Annotated in this window: 14 protein-coding genes; 7 read left to right on the top strand and 7 right to left on the bottom strand. The window is 58.0% G+C overall.

Annotation, left to right across the window (positions count from 1 at the left end):
• Positions 1-27: 27 nt before the first annotated feature.
• From FHT78_RS10315 to FHT78_RS10290, 6 genes are all read right to left on the bottom strand, one after another.
• Positions 28-1,224 carry an aminotransferase class V-fold PLP-dependent enzyme gene (locus FHT78_RS10315; RefSeq protein ID WP_183743121.1) on the bottom strand — a complete coding sequence of 399 codons (1,197 nt, stop codon included), beginning with the start codon at positions 1,222-1,224 and terminating at the stop codon, positions 28-30.
• A gap of 51 nt (positions 1,225-1,275) precedes the next feature.
• Positions 1,276-1,809: a RidA family protein gene (locus FHT78_RS10310; RefSeq protein WP_183743120.1), complete on the bottom strand. Its 534-nt coding sequence runs from the start codon at positions 1,807-1,809 to the stop codon at positions 1,276-1,278.
• A 22-nt stretch (positions 1,810-1,831) separates the two neighbouring features.
• The gene (locus FHT78_RS10305; RefSeq protein ID WP_183743118.1) at positions 1,832-3,040 is read right to left on the bottom strand and encodes an amidohydrolase/deacetylase family metallohydrolase; all 1,209 of its coding nucleotides are present in this window, start codon (positions 3,038-3,040) and stop codon (positions 1,832-1,834) included.
• Positions 3,041-3,910: an ABC transporter permease gene (locus FHT78_RS10300; protein WP_183743116.1), complete on the bottom strand. Its 870-nt coding sequence runs from the start codon at positions 3,908-3,910 to the stop codon at positions 3,041-3,043.
• Positions 3,910-4,851, bottom strand: a complete 942-nt coding sequence (locus tag FHT78_RS10295; RefSeq protein WP_183743114.1) for an ABC transporter permease — start codon at positions 4,849-4,851, stop codon at positions 3,910-3,912. The genes FHT78_RS10300 and FHT78_RS10295 overlap by 1 nt, the downstream gene beginning before the upstream one ends.
• A gap of 78 nt (positions 4,852-4,929) precedes the next feature.
• Complete coding sequence (locus FHT78_RS10290) at positions 4,930-6,456, bottom strand: ABC transporter substrate-binding protein (protein WP_183743112.1); 1,527 nt, start codon at positions 6,454-6,456, stop codon at positions 4,930-4,932.
• 673 nt (positions 6,457-7,129) lie between these two features.
• Here FHT78_RS10290 and FHT78_RS10285 point away from each other — a divergent pair.
• The 6 genes from FHT78_RS10285 to FHT78_RS10260 are packed head-to-tail and all read left to right on the top strand — an operon-like array spanning position 7,130 to position 16,332.
• Positions 7,130-8,119, top strand: coding sequence for an NAD-dependent epimerase/dehydratase family protein (locus tag FHT78_RS10285; RefSeq protein ID WP_183743110.1), 990 nt, complete (start codon positions 7,130-7,132; stop codon positions 8,117-8,119).
• A 39-nt stretch (positions 8,120-8,158) separates the two neighbouring features.
• A complete protein-coding gene (locus FHT78_RS10280; protein WP_183743108.1) occupies positions 8,159-9,337 on the top strand; it encodes a glycosyltransferase in 1,179 nt (392 codons plus the stop codon).
• On the top strand, positions 9,331-12,342 hold the full coding sequence (locus tag FHT78_RS10275) for a trifunctional glycosyltransferase/class I SAM-dependent methyltransferase/polysaccharide deacetylase (protein WP_183743505.1): 3,012 nt from the start codon (positions 9,331-9,333) through the stop codon (positions 12,340-12,342). The genes FHT78_RS10280 and FHT78_RS10275 overlap by 7 nt, the downstream gene beginning before the upstream one ends.
• Positions 12,343-12,348: 6 nt before the next feature.
• Positions 12,349-13,434, top strand: coding sequence for a glycosyltransferase family A protein (locus FHT78_RS10270; protein WP_183743106.1), 1,086 nt, complete (start codon positions 12,349-12,351; stop codon positions 13,432-13,434).
• Positions 13,431-15,173 (top strand): ABC transporter ATP-binding protein, encoded by a 1,743-nt coding sequence (locus FHT78_RS10265; protein ID WP_183743105.1) that lies wholly within the window; start codon positions 13,431-13,433, stop codon positions 15,171-15,173. The genes FHT78_RS10270 and FHT78_RS10265 overlap by 4 nt, the downstream gene beginning before the upstream one ends.
• 10 nt (positions 15,174-15,183) lie before the next feature.
• The gene (locus FHT78_RS10260; protein ID WP_183743103.1) at positions 15,184-16,332 is read left to right on the top strand and encodes a glycosyltransferase family A protein; all 1,149 of its coding nucleotides are present in this window, start codon (positions 15,184-15,186) and stop codon (positions 16,330-16,332) included.
• Between the two features lie 3 nt (positions 16,333-16,335).
• Here the strand turns inward: FHT78_RS10260 and FHT78_RS10255 are convergent, their stop codons facing one another.
• A complete protein-coding gene (locus FHT78_RS10255; protein ID WP_183743101.1) occupies positions 16,336-17,250 on the bottom strand; it encodes a DMT family transporter in 915 nt (304 codons plus the stop codon).
• Between the two features lie 298 nt (positions 17,251-17,548).
• Between FHT78_RS10255 and FHT78_RS10250 the strand changes: the two genes are divergently transcribed.
• Complete coding sequence (locus FHT78_RS10250; protein WP_183743099.1) at positions 17,549-18,751, top strand: ROK family transcriptional regulator; 1,203 nt, start codon at positions 17,549-17,551, stop codon at positions 18,749-18,751.
• Positions 18,752-18,765 lie beyond the last annotated feature (14 nt).

Here is an 18,765-nt window from a genome sequence, read left to right as displayed (position 1 = left end):
TTCCTTAGTTTATCCTGATATTTCTGATCAGTCCGGCCACTTCAGAACGCCCTCGAAGCGACGCTTGCTGCGGTTTTCGATCGGGGTCGCGATGATTTCGTTGGAAGCACGTGCCTTGTCGAGTTCCTCGGCCAGACGACTGGCAACGATCTTCTCCTGGCCCGGATGCAGATTGCAGGGATCAAGATAGAAGTAGCGGTGCTCGACTTCGTGGTCGCGCACGATGATCGGTGGAGAACCGCGGCCGAGCGCGTCGGCGAGATCCCAGGCGGTGATATGCGCTTCTTCGGTATCGATGATCACGCGCATGCGATCGAGCGGGTTGTTGGTCGGATCCGGCTCGATCAATGCAGTTACGCCGGGGCGGCCATCGAGTGTCTGTTTCCAGAGCTTGAGATAGCTTGTTTCGCGCTCACGGATGCCGGCGTGGTCGCGCTTTTCCCAGGCCTCAAGTGCTGCCATGACGCCGAAGATGCTTTCCTTGCCGACCTTCATGCCACGGCCGATGCCCATATTCTGCAGGAAGGCGTTGCGCACCAGCTCCTTCTCGCCGGCGACGATGCCCGAGGTCGGGCCGCCCAGGAACTTGTGACCGGAATAGAGCACCACATCGGCCCCCTGCTGCAGGAATATCCTCAGATCATATTCCGAGGCCGCATCGACGATGACGGGAACGCCCTTGCCATGGGCGATCTCGACGAATTCCTTGAGATTCAGCAGACCATAATCGACGACATGGTGCGAAACGACATAGACGGCAGCCGCGGTCTTTTCGGTAATCGCATGTTCCATGTGGAAGCGATGCGTGGAGGTTGCCTGACCGACCAGCACGACCTTGCCGCCGGCAAGGCGGATCGCCTGATCGACCGGCGCGCCGTAACTGACGACATGACCCATCTGGACGAGAACTTCATTCTTCTCCGGAACCACATCCGGCAGCTTCTCAATGGCGAGAAGATTATTGCCAGTGATCGCGCCCGCGACAGCGAGCGATATTCCGGCCGAGCAGGAGGCGGTGACGAAACCGGCCTCGCCGCCGGTCAACCGCGCAATGACGGCGCTCGCCTTGCGCTGCAGATCGTTGATTTCGACGAACTGCGGCAGGATCGACGACATGGCGGCAATCGCCTCGGGAACGACGATCGAGGCGCCGAGGCTGGTCATCGTGCCGGAAACGTTGATGACCGGGCGAAGGCCGATCGATGTGCGGATGTCCTCAGACATGGGTGTCTCCAATTTCAATCTGTTGGGCTGGAACAATCATGCGCATCCTCATTAATCCCTGAGCGCGACGATCGCCTCGATTTCAACGGTGATATTGCCCGGCAGCGATCCGAAGCCGACGGCCGAGCGGGCATGTTGTCCAACCTCTTCGCCGAAGACATTGATAAGGAGATCCGAGCAGCCGTTGATGACCGAGGGATGGTCGACGAAATACGGCACGGCATTGACCATGCCGAGCAGTTTGACGACACGCTTGACGCGGCCGAGATCGCCGAGCGCCTCATGCATGACGGAAAGCAGATTGATGCCGGTGAGTTTTGCATGTGCATAGGCGGCTTCGACGCCGACCTCGGCGCCGACTTTGCCGACATGCATGAATCCATCAGCCTCGCGCGGCCCCTGCCCCGACAGGTAAAGCATGTTGCCCTCCTGCACATGGGTGACGAAATTGGCGATTGGCGGCGGTGGGGCAGGAAGTTCTATGCCAAGCGCTGATAGTCGCTCATACGGCGATGCGCTGGGTTGAACTGCGGTAACGGGGGGGGCGGCGGTGGCGGGAGACTGGTTCACGCAAACTCCTATCATGCGATTCTTTTATGCTCTAGTCTTATCGGTAGGAATATCCGTGGCTGTGGCGCACCAGCTTGCGAGCACGCGGCACGTAACGGCTGGAGGTGAAGGCCTCGTTGCCCAGCACTGCATAGCGCGGCTCAAAGAGCTTCTTCAAAACCGAGACGTCACCATTGGAATCGGTGGCTTCGAGGTCGGAATCGATGAGATCGAAGATCGTGAACTCGGCGGCAGCACCAACACTCAGGCGGTTTTCCATCGATAGTTTGATGACGGACGCCGGCGCATGGGTGACGGCATCGATCACCTTGTCGAAGGGCATGCCGACCGAGAGCAGCTTCGACATGGTCGTCGCCAAGTCCCAGACCGGGAAGTTCATCGAATGACCATGCAGGTCGGTGGAAATCGAGAAGGGAAGAAGGCCACGGGCGATTGCCGCTTCCGCCACCTTGAAGGAGAAAGAAGCGCCGCCATGGCCGATGTCGAGGCGGATGCCTTCTGACGCACAGCGTTCGGCAAGGTTGAAGAGGTCCTCGTCCTCCATGATGCTCGAACCGGCCTTGCCGTTAAAGCAGTGGGTGACGACATCACCGGGGCCGAGGATTTCAAGCACCTCATCATAGAGCGCCGGCGGTTCGCCGACATGCACCATCATCGGCACCTTGAGGATTTTGGCGATCTTCTTGCCGAGCTTGACGGGGGTGACACCCCAGGAGCCGGTGATCACATGACTGGCGCGCACCTTGATGCCGACGATGTGCTCGCTGTTTTCGGCATAGCATTCGAGGATACGGTCAAGGTCGATATCCCTGATATCGCGCAGTTCCGCAACACGATTGCAGGCGACCAGGCCGATGGAGCCGAGGTTCAGGAAGGCCTTGATCCGTTCCTTCGACGGCTCGATGATATATTCGCGGAAGCCATGAAAATTGGCTTCACCGGCAGAGCCGGCATCGACCAGCGTTGTCACGCCACGCTCGACGCCGCATTCGGACGGGCGGATCGAGATGTCGGTGCCGCCATGCCAGATATGAACATGAAGGTCGACCCAGCCGGGCGAAACGAAGGCGCCCTTGCCGTCGACGCGCATCACGTCATCGCTCGCAGCCAGGGATGGGCCGAGCTTGGCGATCTTGCCATTGGCATCGACCAGAATGTCGATTGCTCCATCGGGCGTGCCAGGGCCGAAGCCGACGGGTTTTACGTTGGTGAGGAGAAGCGGCTTGCCCGCTATTTCACCGGTCATTTAGAGGTCCTTTCGAAGTTTGGGATCGAGCATATCGCGCAGACCGTCACCGACCATCTGGAGCGAAAGCACGGAGAGAATGATGGCGACGCCGGGGAATAGCGTCATCCAGTCGGCCTGGCCGATATATTGCCGGCCGGCAGCAATCATCGTGCCCCAGGTCGGGATTTCCGGACTGACGCCGAGGCCGAGGAAAGACAGACCCGCCTCGGCGAGCATGGCGCTCGCAAAGAGGAACGTCGCCTGAACCAGGATTGGCGAAAGCAGGTTCTTCAGCACATGGCGCGTCATGATATGGAAGGTCGAAATCCCTAGCGCCTGCGCCGCCTCGACATAGGGCAACTCGCGGATGACCAGCGTCGAGGCGCGGACAATGCGGGCAAGACGCGGTGCATAGACGATCGAGAGCGCAATGATGACCGTCGTCAGCGACGGGCCGAGAGCCGCGACAAGCGCAATCGCCAGCAGGATATCCGGGAAGGCCATCATCGCATCGATCAGGCGGGCGATCGGCGTGTCGAGTTTCTTGAAGAAGCCCGCAAGCAGGCCGAGCGTGACCCCAATCGCCGCCGACAAGGCAACGACCGCGACGCCGACGAGCAGCGACAAGCGACCGGCGAAGATGGTGCGCGACAGCACATCCCGGCCGAACTCGTCCGTGCCGAAGAAATATGTCCCGCTCGGCGGCTTCAGACGGTTGATGATCGAGAGCTTCGACGGCGAATAGGGTGCAACCCATGGAGCCAGGATCGCCAGCAGCACGAAAATTGTGAGAATGAGCAAGCCAAGGGCGACTGTCTTGCGCTTTAGAAACTGGCGGATGAATTTGCGGCCTTCGCTTTCGGCCGGCTTGATCGCAATATCCGTCATCAGTAGCGCACCCTAGGGTCGACGAGCAGATAGAGCATGTCGATCGCAAAATTGATCAGGACGTAGAGCGCGGCGATCACTAGCAGCGCACCCTGGATAACAGGATAGTCGCGACGCAGGACGGCCGAGACGACGAGATTGCCGACGCCCGGAAGACCAAAGACGGTCTCGGTCACGACGGCGCCAGAGATCAGGACGGCGGCGGTAAGACCCAGGACGGTCAGGATCGGGATCAGCGCATTCTTCAGGGCGTGCTTGAGGACAACTCTGCGCTCGATCAGGCCCTTGGCTCGTGCCGTGCGGATATAGTCGTCGCCGAGCACGTCGAGCATCGAGGCCCGGGTGAAGCGCAGGATGAGCGCCGAGGAGACGATACCGAGCGCGAATGCAGGCAAGGTCAGGTGATACATGCGGTCGAGAAATGTCGAGCCCGGTCCGCCATATCCGGAAACGGGGAACAGGCCGAAGCGAACGGCAAAGACCTGTATCAGGATGAGGCCGAGCCAGAAGCTCGGAATGCTGGCGGCAAACATCGCCAGCGTCGTTGCCGCCTGATCGACGAAGGAGCCGCGGCGGTAGGCGGCGTAGATGCCGATCGGGAGCGCGATGAGGCTGGCGATAGCAAGCGAGAAGATCGTTAGGAAAAAGGTCGGTTCGGCGCGATCGAGCAGCGCAGACGTCACGGGCATGCTGAGGAAGATCGACTGTCCGAGATCGCCCTTCAGTAACTGGCCGATATAATAGAGGTATTGCGCGCCGATCGATCGATCGAGACCAAGGCTGGCCCTGAGATCGGCGATGTCCTGCGGCGTCGCATCGGGGCCGAGCATGACGGCAGCCGGATCGCCAGGGGTGACGCGCACGATGATGAAGACGATCGTAACGACGAGGAACATCACCACGATCATGCCAAGCAGGCGCTGAAAAATGTAACGTATCATGAAGTCTGTCCCGGTGCCGAGCGGGCACAATGGAAGAAGGATATCGGCGCAGGCGCGCCGATATCCTGCGATTGAGCGCTACTTCTTGACGGAGGCGTTCCAGAAATATGGCCACGGAGCCGGATCGACGCCTTCAAGCTTGGTCGATTTGGCCGAGACGGCGTTGAAATCGCCGATCTTCATGTAGGGCAGTTCGTCATACATGGCCTTCTGGACTTCGGCCCAGAGTGCAATGCGCTTCTGCGGATCGACCTCTGACGTGAAGGCATCGACGACGGCCTTGCGCGCCGGCGTATCCCACCAGCCGGGCGAGCTCGGAGACAGCGACCCGATCAGTGCCGGCTCCGGCAGGAAGGGGCTGTGGGTGATGTAGATATCCCAGAGCTTCGGATCTGTGCGGCGCTGCGTCAGCGTTGCCCAGTCGACGACCTGCAGGTCAACCGCGAAGCCCGCAGCCTTCAGATATTCGGCTGCGACCTGCGCCATCTTGTAGTGGAATTCATACTGGCGGCTGGTTAGAATGCGGATCGGCTCGCCATTATAGCCGGCCTTTTTCGCCGCTTCGGCGGCTCCTTCGGGATCGGCGACATTGTAATTGCCCTCGACACCGGCATCCGTATTCCAGACATACGACGTTGGATAGATGTCACCATCGAGCGTATAGAAATCCGTGCTGCCGAAGGCGGCGGCGAGCATGTCTTCCATACTGAGTGCCTGGCGGATTGCCTTGCGGACCTCGACATTCTTGGCAAGGCCTTCCTTCGTGTTGAAGACGAAGACCGGATAGCCGAATGGCTTCAGGACGACCGGCTGCGATGCGGTCGATGTCTTCAGCTTGTCGAAGGATTCGACCGGGATCGAGTCGACATAATCATACTGCCCGGAAACGGCGGCCTCGACGCGGGTGTTCGGATCCGGAACCGGTACGAAGCGGATTTCGTCGAGATACTGGTGACGGGCACCGCCATAACCGTCACTCTCGCCGTCACGCGATTTATAACCGTCGAAACGGACGAGCTGGATATACTGGTCCGCCTTGCGCTCCTTCAGCATGTAGGGACCGGTGCCGATGAATTCTCTCATCGGTTCATCCTGCTTTTCAGCGGGGATGATGATGGCGGCGGAGTTGTTGAATGCCAGCAGCGAGGTCAACGGCGCATAGGGCTGCTTCAGGGCGATCTTGACAGTCGCCGGATCGGCGGCGGTGATGGAGTCGATGAAGCCTGCGACCTGCTTGCCGCGCGAGGCGATCTTCATCCAACGGTTCAGCGAGGCAACGACATCTTCCGAGGTCATATCGGAGTTATCGTGGAACTTGATGCCGGTGCGAAGCTTGATTGTATAGGTCTTACCGTCGGCACTGATTTCTGGCAGGCTTTCGGCCAGAAGCGGCGTGACATTCCACTTCTTGTCGAACGTGTAGAGTGTTTCGAAAATATGCTGCGTGACGATGCCGACGAGGTCGGCAGTCGAGGACATCGGGTCAAGCGTCGGCGGTTCGCCGATCGTCGCGACGTTGATAACGCCACCCTTTTCCTGAGCCATTAAGGTTGTCGGCAAGGCGACCAGCGCAGTGCCGAGAAGGAATGCGACAAAAGTCTTCATTTCATGCTCCCGGTTTAGTGTTCCACAATTATGTTATCTTGATTTTTATAATAGAATAACGGCGAGAACGGTTCTGTCAAGAGAACGAGGTTCCGCCTGTTGAGACGAGTTCCGACCTATGTCGGAACAGGAGAGCCACGTCTTTATTTCGGGTGCAGCGAACTGGATCGGGTGAAACTTGTTGTTCAAGTCGAACACTCCTCCCGAAAGATTCAACCATGAATTACGCGCAGTATGGAAAGCATATCTCAGGTTCGTTGATCGCCTCTGTCTACTTCGGATGAAGTAGATCATATCAGACTAAAGTCCGTGTTCTGCAGCGCACAAAAAAGCTAAACACCCCTGTTGCTTGCAATCGAGGACAGCGTATGTGCGTCGAAAGCGATCCTCTAAGACGGCTGCTAGATGGAGTTTAAGCTTGGCGAGCGCTGTTATCACGGATCGGGGTGCGGCAACATCGAAGGCAGCCTTTCTCATTTCAGCCGTTGATCATTGCGCCACGCGCGATGAAGGGTCGGAAATTCGACGGAGGTATTCCCGATACCGATTTACTATAATTACTTTCGTTAACGAGGGATCTTAAGGTTAAGTTCTTGAAAAACGTCGCAGTTATTGACGAGCTTTCTCAGTTCTAACTGCTCTAATAGGCAACACGCGATCCGCAGGAGAAGTCATGAAGAAAGTGCTTGTAGCAGGCGGCGCCGGTTTTCTCGGATCACATTTGTGCGACAGGCTTTTAAATCGGACCGACATCGAAAAGCTCGTCGTCGTCGATAATCTTTGGACCGGCCATGCGGCAAATATTTCCCACATTCGAGATCCCCGCTTCCATTTCGTTCGATCCGACGTGGAAGACCTTCAAACTTCGGACAAGTTTGACGAAGTTTATCACCTCGCTTCTCCGGCTTCGCCGCCGTGGTATATGAGGGACCCCAAGAGGACCATTTCGGCAAATCTCATTGGAGCATTCCGTCTGCTGGACCTTCTGAAGAAAGGCGGCCGCTTCTGCTTCACCTCGTCCTCAGAAGTCTATGGCGATCCGCTCGTCTCGCCGCAGCCGGAATCCTATAAAGGCCAGGTTGATTGCACCGGGCCACGCTCTTCCTACGACGAAAGCAAACGCTGCACCGAGTCCTTGCTGTTCGAGATGCAGCGCACGCAGGGGCTGGACGTTAAAATCGTTCGGCCCTTCAACGTATACGGACCGAGAACGCGGCCGGAAGACGGACGAGCCGTCTCCAATTTCATTGCCCAGGCCCTGACCGGCAGGCCCATTACGGTGTTCGGGGATGGCCTCCAATCTCGCAGCTGGGGCTATGTCGACGACATCATTGACGGATTCGCGCGTTATTTCTGGATGAACGAAACGGATTACAGGGGCCCGCTTAACATCGGGAACGACAGGGAAATCGCGGTCCTGGAAGTGGCACAATACGTCTCACGCCTGATGGGCGGTGTTCCGATCGTCTTTGAGCCATCACCTCCGGACGATCCCACAAACCGGCGGCCAGACCTGACAAATGCAAATCATGTCATGCCCGAATGGTCATGCAAAATCAGCTATGAGGAGGGTGTTGCAAAGACTCTGAACTGGTTCAGGGAGGACATGAAAATTGCAGCAGGGCCGGCCGAGGCGAACTTCCGCCAGCAGGCCGAGGCATGACGCTAAACGGTTCACCGGCCTCTGGCGCAGAGAGTAGCAATGAGGGACCTCATACCGAGTGACATGAAAGACAACGTCTTTCCTGTGCCTATCCGATACGTCGATCTTTTGTCAGATGCTGTTGGTGCCAGTGCTCCCGTGATCGGCGCAGGCCTCGTCGTCTTCGTCTCCGACGGCCTTCCCGTCGGCCAGGCTTATATCGAGGGATCAGAAAACCTGGGCGCTCTGGCTGCGCGCGCCGTGTTGCCGGAGACCATACAACACGCTCGGAATGTGATGCAGGCGCCGATCAGGAACCGCGACGTCAGCCTCCTGATCTGCACCAAAGATCGGCCGGATGAACTGGCCAGATGCCTCGCGTCAATCCCCAGGCAGTCTCTGCCTCCGGTTGAGGTCATCGTCGTCGACAACGCCTCAGCCGGTGATGACACGCGCCGCATCGTGGAGGCGTCCGGCGCGACCTATGTACGCGAGAACAGGGTCGGGCTGGATTACGCCCGCAATGCCGCCGTACGCGCGGCAAAGACCGAGTTCCTGGCGTTCACAGATGACGACGTTGTCCTGCACGAACGTTGGCTGGAGAACCTGATGAAGGCCTTTGACCGGCCCGAGGTTGGATGCGTTACCGGCCTTGTCCTTCCCGGAGAGCTTTCCACGCCCGCGCAGCTGATATTCGAAACCCATTGGGGATTTGGCAGAGGCTATAAGCGTCGGGACTTCGGTCCGGACTTCTATCGCCAGAGCGCGCCATTCGTGGCGCCTGCCTGGCTGATCGGCGCGGGTGCAAGCCAGGCATTCCGGCGACAGGTATTCGACGATATAGGATTGTTCGACGTGCGACTGGACATGGGTGCGGCAGGGTGTTCGGGAGATTCCGAGTTCTGGAATCGCCTTCTCCATCACGGCGGCACTTGCCGCTACGAGCCGACGGCGGTTTCCTGGCATTTCCATCGCAAGGAGATGAAGGGTCTCGCCAAACAGATACGTCAATATATGAGCGGTCACGTGGCGGCCTTGCTGGTCCAGTATCAGAACACCGGAAACCTGGGTAATCTGTGGCGCATCCTTGTCTCGTTGCCTAAACACTATCTTCAAAAGTTCGGGAAATGGCTGCGCAAGGAAGCAACGTCGGACAACATCTTTCTCAGGGACGAAATACTGGGGTGCCTGAACGGCGCGTGGTATGTCCTTCGCCGCTGGAAGACGCCGGCATGGTAACCGCATCGAAGCCGGACATATCGTTCCTCATCCCCGCCTATAACGCTGCGGATACGCTGTCCGACTGCCTAGTCAGTCTGCAAAAACAGTCGGTGTCGAACTGGCAGGCCGTGGTCATCGATGACGGATCGAAAGACAAGACTTGGGATCTCCTCGAAGGCTTTGCAAAAGCGGACAGCCGAATACTGATCCATCGTCAGGCGAATGCCGGCGCGGCTGCGGCGCGCAACGCGGCAGCCGGGTTTGCTGCCGCTCCTCTTCTCTGCATGCTCGATGCGGACGACTGGCTGGATCCGGCTTTCATCGAAAGCATGTTGCCTGTTGCCGTGAAAGGCCCTCAGCCGGTGATCGCCTTCTGCAGCTATCGGCGTGTGACGCCGGATGGTCGGATGCTGGAGATCGAGACGCCCCCCAATCTGGTGGGCGATCGGGCTAAGCGGGAATTCTCGTTATTTTGCGCCCTGGCCATTCATGCAGTGGTTTTTCCCAAGGACCTTTTCGTCCGGCTTGGCGGTATGGATACCGAGCTGCAAACCTGCGAGGACTGGGATCTCTGGCTTCGCATCGCGTTTGCAGGAGCTGAATTCAGGCAGGTCGACCAATGCCTTGCCTTCTATCGTATGAAGGCTGGTTCGCTCTCGGGCGATCCCTATAAATTGGTAAGGGATACGATCCGGGTTACAAGCAGGGCCCAGGTCCTGCGCATGAATGGAAATCCGTCGGCGAACGATGAGCATGCACCGTGGACGGTACCGGCTGTCGCGCAATTGCGAATGCTCGCTTGGGCCGCTTCAGCAAACCTGTGCGTGGGAGCCGATCTAGCCGCGCTAGCAGAGCTTCTTCCGGAATTTCCTAACGCCGCGGGTTATGAAGGCTTACTCGCCGCAGTGATATTGCATGGATTGCAAACAGGTCTGGCAGTTGCGCATGCCGCCGATATTCTCGATCTGCAGGAGCAATGGAAACCAGCGTTTTTCGAAATTGTTCGACTGATTGAGCAGCACTCGCTGCCCGGGACCGGGCGGCGGCTGAAAGAACTCTTTGTCTGGTCGGTCTCGGCAGCGGATATGTCACGCTCCTTCATACTTGAGCATCTGCAGGTGGCTGTCGTCGATACCGGCAAACTAATGCCTGTCGCCAAGGTGGACGACGCCGACACGCTGTTGCTGCAGGTCTTTTCCGCAGGGCGACATGTGGGGTCCTATGTCGGCCCCCTGTGGGGAGACCTCTCTGTTCGCGCTCAACTCAGGCTCATCATCGATGAACTGTGGGCCGGAGATCACGTGCCTGCGCCGTCGACCTTTTCCTATGCGCGCTCCTGGGCAGTCGAAGCCGTTCGCAACATCAGGGTGCTGGGCAAAATCGTCCGGCGGCGACGGGGGCGCCGGCGGCAGCTCAATCAGCTCTCCTATGCAATACGCCGGAACGTGCTCATCAACTCTGCGGCGAAGGTGTCTGGGGACAATGACGCGCGCTTGTTGGAGGTGCTTTCATTCTCCGAGCAGAAATTCGCCGGGCCGGTTGCCGAGACGAGCGAGGCGCCTCGCGAAAAGGGAAACATGCTGGCGGTTCTGCCGGAGGTTGCAACGAAAGAGGAGTATTGGGAACGCGTTTTTGAGCGTCCGGACCCGTGGAACTACCTCTCTGTCTACGAGCAGGTTAAATATGAGCAGACACTGAGCCTTATTCCCGAGGGGGTTGATAGAGCGCTCGAGCTCGCCTGCGCGGAAGGGATATTCACAGCAAAACTTGCACAGAAGGTCGGTTTCCTGACGGCAACGGATATTTCCCGTCGCGCCATCGAGAGGGCATCCGAGAGATGTCGGAACTCTAAGAACACCGAGTTTCGCGTCCTGGATTTCGTTGAGAGCGAACTTCCGCCCGGGCAGGATCTGATCGTCTGCTCGGAGGTCCTATACTACATGGACGATGAGAAGATCCTGGAACAGGTATGCCGGAAGATCGCGGCGGCCCTGAGACCGGGCGGCTGCCTTGTCACAGCACATGCGCATATCCGTCGCGATGAACCCGATAGAACCGGTTTCGACTGGGACAACCCGTTTGGCGTTGGCACGATCAAGAAGGTTCTGGCGAACCTGCCTGATCTGGTGCTGGAAGAAACGATCGAGACCGAACTTTACGCGGTCCATCGGTTCGCAAGGCGCAAGGCTGCAACACCGAGCGTGCGGATCGAAACCCATGGCGTCCCTCTCGATGCCGATGTGGCCAAGCACATCATCTGGGGACCGACCGGCGTTGATCGCGGGGCGGCATGGATGAACGAGGTCACGACTTCGGTTCCTGTACTCATGTATCATAGAATTGCGCTCGACGGGCCGGACGCCCTCCGTCGATTTCGGGTTGCGCCGGAGGTCTTCCGCAAGCAGATGCAGTTTCTCCGGCGGGAGGGCTATTATACTCTAACGGCTCAGGGCCTGGCCGCTCTATTGCGCGACGGCAAACCCATCCAAGGACGTCCCGTCGTCCTGACCTTTGACGACGCCTATCTCGATTTTCTCACCGACGCCTTCCCTATTCTGGCTGAGAACGGGTTCGGCGCGGAGGTTTTCGTGGTGACAGACAAGGTCGGCGGCCGGTCGGATTGGGATGCCGCCTATGGGGAGCCAGCCCCGCTGATGTCCTGGGCCGATATTCAGATGCTGCACCGGCAAGGAATTTGCTTCGGATCTCATCTGGCGTCGCACAGGCCGGCAAGCTCCCTCGACAATGCCACGTTGCTCGGCGAAGCGGCTTTATCGCGTAATGCGCTGGAAAGCCAGCTAGGGGAGGCTGTCAAGTCAATCGCCCTTCCCTTCGGCTGCACCGATTTCCGCGTCCCCAGCATTCTCGCTCACACCGGTTACGAGATCGGCTTTTCGACAAAGGCCTCAAGGGTGAGCTCTTCCGACCCTGCACTTTTCCTGCCGCGCCTCGAAGTTCGCGGCGACCTTCCGCTTACGGCTTTTGCGGAACTGATGGGCCAACCCGATGCGTTCATTGGATAGCAAGTGATGAACGCGTCCTTTCTCCCTTTGGTCACGGTGGTCATTCCGGCTTACAATGCCGAGAAAACGCTTATCGACACGCTTGAGAGTGTATCGAACCAGACCTATGAACGCCTCGAAATCATCGTGGTCGACGATGGTTCGCAGGACGGAACATACGAACTGGCAACCGAATATCGCCTTCAAGATTCCCGCATCAGGGTCCTGAGACAAGAAAACGGCGGCGTGGCTCGCGCCCGCAACTTCGCAATCCGCGAAGCGGCCGGCAGCTATATTGCCCCAATCGATGCCGACGACCTCTGGCACCCCTGCAAGATCGAATTGCAAGTCCAAGCATTGGGGAATTTTCCCGAAGGACGAGCGGTCGCCTACAACTGGTATGCGGCAATCGACGCTGATGATGTGATATTCAACCATTCGAAGCCGGTGCTGTACAAAGGCGACGTGTTCGAAATCATGGTTTTGGAAAACTTTATCGGCAACGGCAGCACGCCGCTCATGCCTCGTGCGGATGTCCTGGCATGCGGTGGCTATGATCCGGCACTGCGTGATCAAAAGGCGGAGGGATGCGAAGATCTGAAGCTTTATCTCGCACTCGCCGAGAAGCTCCCCTTCGCTGTGGTTCCTGACTTTCTGACCGGATACCGGTTCAGTCAGGGGAACATGTCGAGCAATGCGTACCGCATGTTGAAATCCCATGCCTTGGTGATGGCAGAGGTGAAGACACGCTACCCACACCTTGCCGCAATCGCCAGCGCTGCGGAATTCGACACGGCGCGATGGTATTTCAACAGGACAATTGCTAGCGGAGACCAAGATCAGGTCAGAAAACTGGCGCCGATGATTGCCAGACGATTCCCTCTAAAACTAGCTGTCCATGCTACTAGCCTCCTCTGGCGCACGGCTAAACGTCGCGCGCGGCGACTGGCAAATCGATTGCGAAGGCATCCAACACCGTCTGCCCGCCCGACAACAGACGGGACTATGAAGATCGCACTTCCCGAAAACGGTACATCATTCCATGATCTTGCTGAAGCAGTCGCTGTCGGCAGAGCAGGTTGGTTCGCCACGCCGCGGGCGGGTGATGTATGACGACCATGCGAAGATACGTTTCCGGCAGGCCGACAGGCGCCTTCAATCTGGTCGTCGCGGCCCGTTTCCGAGAGCTTCTACAACTCGTTCCAGCGCTTCGGATGAAGACCACGATGATGATCGTAATCGGCATCCTGAGCGGCCTAATGGAAATGGTCGGAATCACCCTTCTCGTCAGCCTAGTTTTCCTTCTTGGCCAGCAGGGACCTGCTTCCGGAGCGGCAGTCAGTTTGCTTCCCGCATTTGTCGGTAAATTCGATACCGCGATCTCGAAGCCGATGCTCATCACCATCCTCGTCTGCGCCATTGTCCTCAGGATCGTGCTGGGCTTTGCCAACTCCATTATCGCGGGCACCGTCAGCCATCAGATCAGCAATCGCATCCGGCATCGTCTTTATTCAAAGATCCTGACGATCCCGTTCCAGCGCTTTCAGCATTACGAGCGCAGCGACGTGATGAATGTGATCGCCGCCGAATCGTATTCCGTCGCTTCGGCGCATGCGAGTCTTGTTCGCCTTGGGATCAATCTCGGGACCATCATTATCTTCGGCGCTGGAATGCTGGTCACGGCATGGCCGATTGCGCTGCTGGGACTCGTCTTCGGTATTGTCCACAACCTGACGCTCGGCCTGTTTGCCAATGCCTATCGACGTATCGGCGAGACCGCTCTTTCAGCAGTGGAGGATTTGGCGCAATTAACATGGACCACCCTGCAGACGTTAAAGGCGGTTAAAAGCTTCGGCCTGGAAAAACGCTACGAGCGGATTTTTGAATCCCTTTCCAAAGATGTCGGGCAAGCTATGTCCCGCTCCGACCGTTTGGACGCGGCAACGTCGCTCCTGAGCGAGGCGCTGACATTCGGCGTGATCCTGACGATCATTTTGTCCTCGCAGTTTCTTCCGGTGGATTTCCGCGCAGCATTATCGGCCACCGTTCTTCTCTACCGGCTTCAGCCGCATATCAAGGAGTTCGACTCCCAGATCCTTCGCCTTCATTCCATGGAAGCCTCCTTGCAGAACGTTCTCAAGATAATTTCCGAAGCGAACGATGCCCGACAAACTTCCGACGGGGAAGAGTTGCGACATCTGCAAGGCGAGATCGCTTTCCACGACGTTTCCTTCTTTTATGAGCCCGGTAGCGTTCCCGCTGTCAGCCATGTCAGCTTCTCGATCAGGGTCGGCGAGACGACCGCGCTGATCGGCCCAAGCGGCTCTGGCAAGACGACGATCCTCAACATGATTCTCGATCTCATCCAGCCGACGGAGGGTCGCATCACTCTCGACGGCAAGGATCTTTCGACCATCGAACGATCAAGTTGGTTGCGGCAGTTGGCCGTCTCGGGCCAGGATGTCGAACTTATGGAGGGTTCGGTCCTCGACAACATCCGCTTCCGTCGCGAGATTTCCGAAGAAGACATTCGTTGGGCAGCCGATATGGCCTGCGCGACTGAGTTTATAGAGAAATTGCCTTACGGCTTCGATGAATGGTTGGGCGATGAGGCGATAAGGCTTTCGGGCGGCCAGCGGCAGCGCATTGGCCTGGCACGTGCGCTGGCCGGACGACCGGAGATACTGCTCCTGGACGAAGCCACCAATGCGCTCGACGAGGCCACCGAGGCGCGGGTGCTTTCCCTTCTGCTTGAGGAATATCAGGGGCGAACACTTGTTATCGTCAGTCATCGATCGTCGGTCGCCAGCCTCATGAAACAACAGATCTGCCTGGTTCCGGCAGTGATATAAGGAATAATCTATGAATCGAGGAGACGCTTTTTATGCTGCTCAGCCTTTGGTTTCGGTAGTCATCCCGGCTTTTAACGCTTCCATCTATATCGAGCGCACGCTTCGATCCGCTATGCGCCAGACCTATACGGCGTTAGAGATCATTGTTGTTAATGACGGCTCCACGGACGACACGGCGAAACTGGTCGAGCAGATCGCGATAACAGATTCACGGATCCGCCTCCTGACCACCCCAAACCGCGGTGTCGCTGCTGCAAGGAATACTGGGATCGATGCATCATCAGGCCCATTCGTGGCATTTCTTGACGCCGACGATCTCTGGCACCCGACGAAAATCGAGAAGCAGGTAAACGCTCTCACTCGCTTATCCCCGCGATGGGCTGCGGTCTACGCGCTGCATTATATCATCGACGAGAACGACGACATCATTCGGCCTGGCACATCCGATATCGCAAGGGGTTATATTTACGCCCGACATTTGAATTTCAAATATATCGGCAACGGAAGCGCGCTTCTCGTGCGACGGGACGTTGCGCTTGAGATAGGCGGCTTTGATAGCTCATACGCGCAAGCGGATATTGGCGGATGCGAAGACCTTGATTTCGAACTTAGGCTTGCCGCGCGCTATTATATGGAAGCCATTCCCGAACGCCTGGTGGGTTACCGGAAATATCCCGGCAATATGTCGTCCAACTACGCGCGAATGGGCCAAGGCGTTTTGGAAGTAATCAAGCGTTCGATCGCCGCAAATCCGCAGCTTCCTGGCTACGCGGCCGAAAGCGCCATCGCGCTTACTCAAAGATGGGCATTCCGGCAGTACAGAAAGGCGAGGAACCTGCGCCTTTCAATCGCGGCCGCTTGGGCGATTATTAAAAAGCCGGGTAGTTTTCTCGATTTCCTGTGGCACACTAGCCTGCGGATCATAAAGCGACTCTCTGCTGCACCCAAACCTGGAATGGTGCGTGGCAAGCAGCAATTGCACCAATCGAAATTCGACGAGAAAATCATCCTTTCGCCCATTGTTTCCCCTGAAGGGGACTCGCGTTCACCACATCTTCTAATGCGATTGACCGCGACGGATATCGAGCTGAGCTCAATCCATGAGAACGATGAGAGGCCAGAGCTCCCCAGTGGTGAAAGTCGCCATAAAATCGCGTAGCCGCTAATGCCCATCGGGCGAAACATCGGCTTTGGACGTGACTTCAGCGATGTTCTTGCGATGGAAGATGAAGAGGCCTGCGAGAACGATGATGGCGGAGCCGATCAGAATCTGCCTGTCCGGCAATTCGCCGAAGAAAATATAGCCAAGCACGATTGCCCAGAGCAACAGGCTGTATTGGAGCGGCGCAAGCAGGGAGGCCGGGGCAAGTTTCAGCGCGCGCGTGATCATCAAATGAGCGCTGCCCGCCACGATGCCGAGCGCCAGCATCGCGACCAAGTCGAGGGCGGACATGGCGCGCCAGTCGCCTACGCTTAAGATTAGACCCGTGACGAGAGCGCCGACCGTCTGCCATGTCACGAGAGTCGCATCGTTGGTTTGCCGCAGCCGGCGGCCGAGGATCAGTGTCAGCGCGAAGGAAAGGCTGCCGATCAGACCGAAGATCGACGGCCAGGATAGCATCGCCGTCGAGGGCCTGAGTGCTATCACGACGCCGACAAAGCCTGTGATAACGGCGAGCCAGCGGCGCCAGCCGATCGTTTCGCCGAGGAAGAAGTGCGAAAGAGCGGCCACATAGATGGGACCGGCCATATAAAAAGTCATGACGTCGGCGAGCGGAAGGTAGGCGACCGCGGCATAGAAAAACGCGACATCCCCTGTCGTCAGGATCACCCGCAGGATCTGCAGGGGCACGCGCTCGACCTGAAATAGCGAGCGCGGTCCTTGCCGGGCAATCATTGGCGCAAGGATCAGAAAGGAGCCGACCGAACGGATTACCAAGACCTGACCGACCGCAAAGCTCGCCACCAGCCATTTGCCCATGGCGTCGTTGAGCGAAAACAGGAAATCTCCGAGAAGCATCAGCAGCACGCCGAAGAGTACGGTGTTTTCCGCGGTGCGGCTTATGCGCAGATTCATGATTCGTCCCAATTGGTTAGGCTTTCCGTCTGCCATAGAACTTCATCCTGGCGCCGTCGATTGCTGGCAGACGATTTTCATGACGGATCCCTTATCATTCTCAATGAATTCGATGCCTGTCCGGTGCCGTCAACTGCATCGATCGCAGCGACGCAGCCATTAAAGTGATACTTTAAGAACCAGTGGAACGATCGGTATCAATTGTCGTGGCGATCACATTGAAAAGACTGCACACTTCTCCCCTTCCCCACGTCATTATCCTGTGGCAATGGTGATACTGGAACTCCATAAAGACACCATGAAAGCGATTTCAGGCACCAATCTCGAGCAGGCCAAGTCACACAACAGGCGTGTCGTGATTGAGGCTATCCGTACCAACGGTCCGCTGTCGCGCGCCGCGATCGCCCGTATGACCGCGCTGACGGCGCAGACGGTCTCGAACATCGTCGAGGAATTGCAGCGCTCTCATCTGCTCGTGCCGGCGAAAGCGCAGAAGCTTGCGCGCGGCCAACCGATCATTCCCTATTCGATCAACCCACACGGGGCCTATTCCGTCGGCCTCGAACTCGGCCGCCAGCGCGCCAGTGGTGTGCTGACCGATCTCTCGGGCGCCGTCTGTGCACGCATCGAACGCCATGTCGAACATCCGGATCCCGAACAGGCGATGCCTGTCCTCGGTTCCATTGTCGAGGATCTGCAGGAAGCCTTCTCCTTCGATCGCAACAGGCTGCTCGGTGTCGGCATGGCCCTGCCCGGCCGCTATGCGGAGGGAGGGGTCACGTCGCTCAGCCCGCAGAACCTGCCCGGTTGGCAGGACTTCCCCGTTGGCTACGAGCTGGAACGGCGCGTCAGGGTGCCGGTGCTTGTCGAGAACGATGCAACGGCGGCTGCCATCGGCGAGCGCCTGCATGGTGTTGCCCGCGGCTTCAGCAGCTTCGTCTATCTCTTCCTTGCGGGCGGCGGCGGCATCGGCGCCGGCATGTTTCTCGACGGGCACCTCTACAAGGGCAGCCGGCAGAATGCCGGCGAGATCGGCCACATCATCGTCGAGCCGCACGGCCGGCTCTGCAGCTGCGGCAAACGCGGCTGTCTCGACCGCTACGTGTCGCCGACTGTCGCCTATGAGTTCATGGGTATTGCGAATGCCGAAGAGCTTTTGCCGGATGAACTCGAGGCGCTGATCGCCAGAGGCGGCGAAGGTCTGGATGCCTGGCTGGATCAGGCGGTTCAGCCGCTGCGGCAGACCGTCGATTTTCTGGAACTGGCCTTCGATCCGCAGACCATCGTGCTCGGAGGAAGCATATCGACATCGCTGATGCAGCGGCTCGCCGAGCGGCTGGAGCCGCTGCACATTCCGATCGACCCCAACCAGAAACGGACGGTGCCCCGCGTCATGATCGGCATGACTGGCAAGGATACGGCGATCCTCGGCGCCGCGGCCCTGCCGATCTTTTCCGAAACCAATCCACGCTTCGACGTTCTGCAAAAGCCGCTCGGCTAGGAAGATTGCCGACG

This window comes from Rhizobium sp. BK196, from assembly GCF_014193255.1.
GTDB lineage: Bacteria > Pseudomonadota > Alphaproteobacteria > Rhizobiales > Rhizobiaceae > Rhizobium.
The sequence above is the reverse complement of the archived record's forward strand: the minus strand, read 5'-3'. Positions and strand labels throughout refer to the sequence as shown.

Coding starts and splice junctions, on each gene's coding strand:
- FHT78_RS10295 (WP_183743114.1), bottom strand. CDS start 4,851: ATGATACGTTACATTTTTCAGCGCCTGCTTGGCATGATCGTGGTGATG.
- FHT78_RS10275 (WP_183743505.1), top strand. CDS start 9,331: ATGGTAACCGCATCGAAGCCGGACATATCGTTCCTCATCCCCGCCTAT.
- FHT78_RS10310 (WP_183743120.1), bottom strand. CDS start 1,809: ATGATAGGAGTTTGCGTGAACCAGTCTCCCGCCACCGCCGCCCCCCCC.
- FHT78_RS10265 (WP_183743105.1), top strand. CDS start 13,431: ATGACGACCATGCGAAGATACGTTTCCGGCAGGCCGACAGGCGCCTTC.
- FHT78_RS10260 (WP_183743103.1), top strand. CDS start 15,184: ATGAATCGAGGAGACGCTTTTTATGCTGCTCAGCCTTTGGTTTCGGTA.
- FHT78_RS10285 (WP_183743110.1), top strand. CDS start 7,130: ATGAAGAAAGTGCTTGTAGCAGGCGGCGCCGGTTTTCTCGGATCACAT.
- FHT78_RS10270 (WP_183743106.1), top strand. CDS start 12,349: ATGAACGCGTCCTTTCTCCCTTTGGTCACGGTGGTCATTCCGGCTTAC.
- FHT78_RS10300 (WP_183743116.1), bottom strand. CDS start 3,910: ATGACGGATATTGCGATCAAGCCGGCCGAAAGCGAAGGCCGCAAATTC.
- FHT78_RS10280 (WP_183743108.1), top strand. CDS start 8,159: ATGAGGGACCTCATACCGAGTGACATGAAAGACAACGTCTTTCCTGTG.
- FHT78_RS10250 (WP_183743099.1), top strand. CDS start 17,549: ATGAAAGCGATTTCAGGCACCAATCTCGAGCAGGCCAAGTCACACAAC.
- FHT78_RS10315 (WP_183743121.1), bottom strand. CDS start 1,224: ATGTCTGAGGACATCCGCACATCGATCGGCCTTCGCCCGGTCATCAAC.
- FHT78_RS10290 (WP_183743112.1), bottom strand. CDS start 6,456: ATGAAGACTTTTGTCGCATTCCTTCTCGGCACTGCGCTGGTCGCCTTG.
- FHT78_RS10255 (WP_183743101.1), bottom strand. CDS start 17,250: ATGAATCTGCGCATAAGCCGCACCGCGGAAAACACCGTACTCTTCGGC.
- FHT78_RS10305 (WP_183743118.1), bottom strand. CDS start 3,040: ATGACCGGTGAAATAGCGGGCAAGCCGCTTCTCCTCACCAACGTAAAA.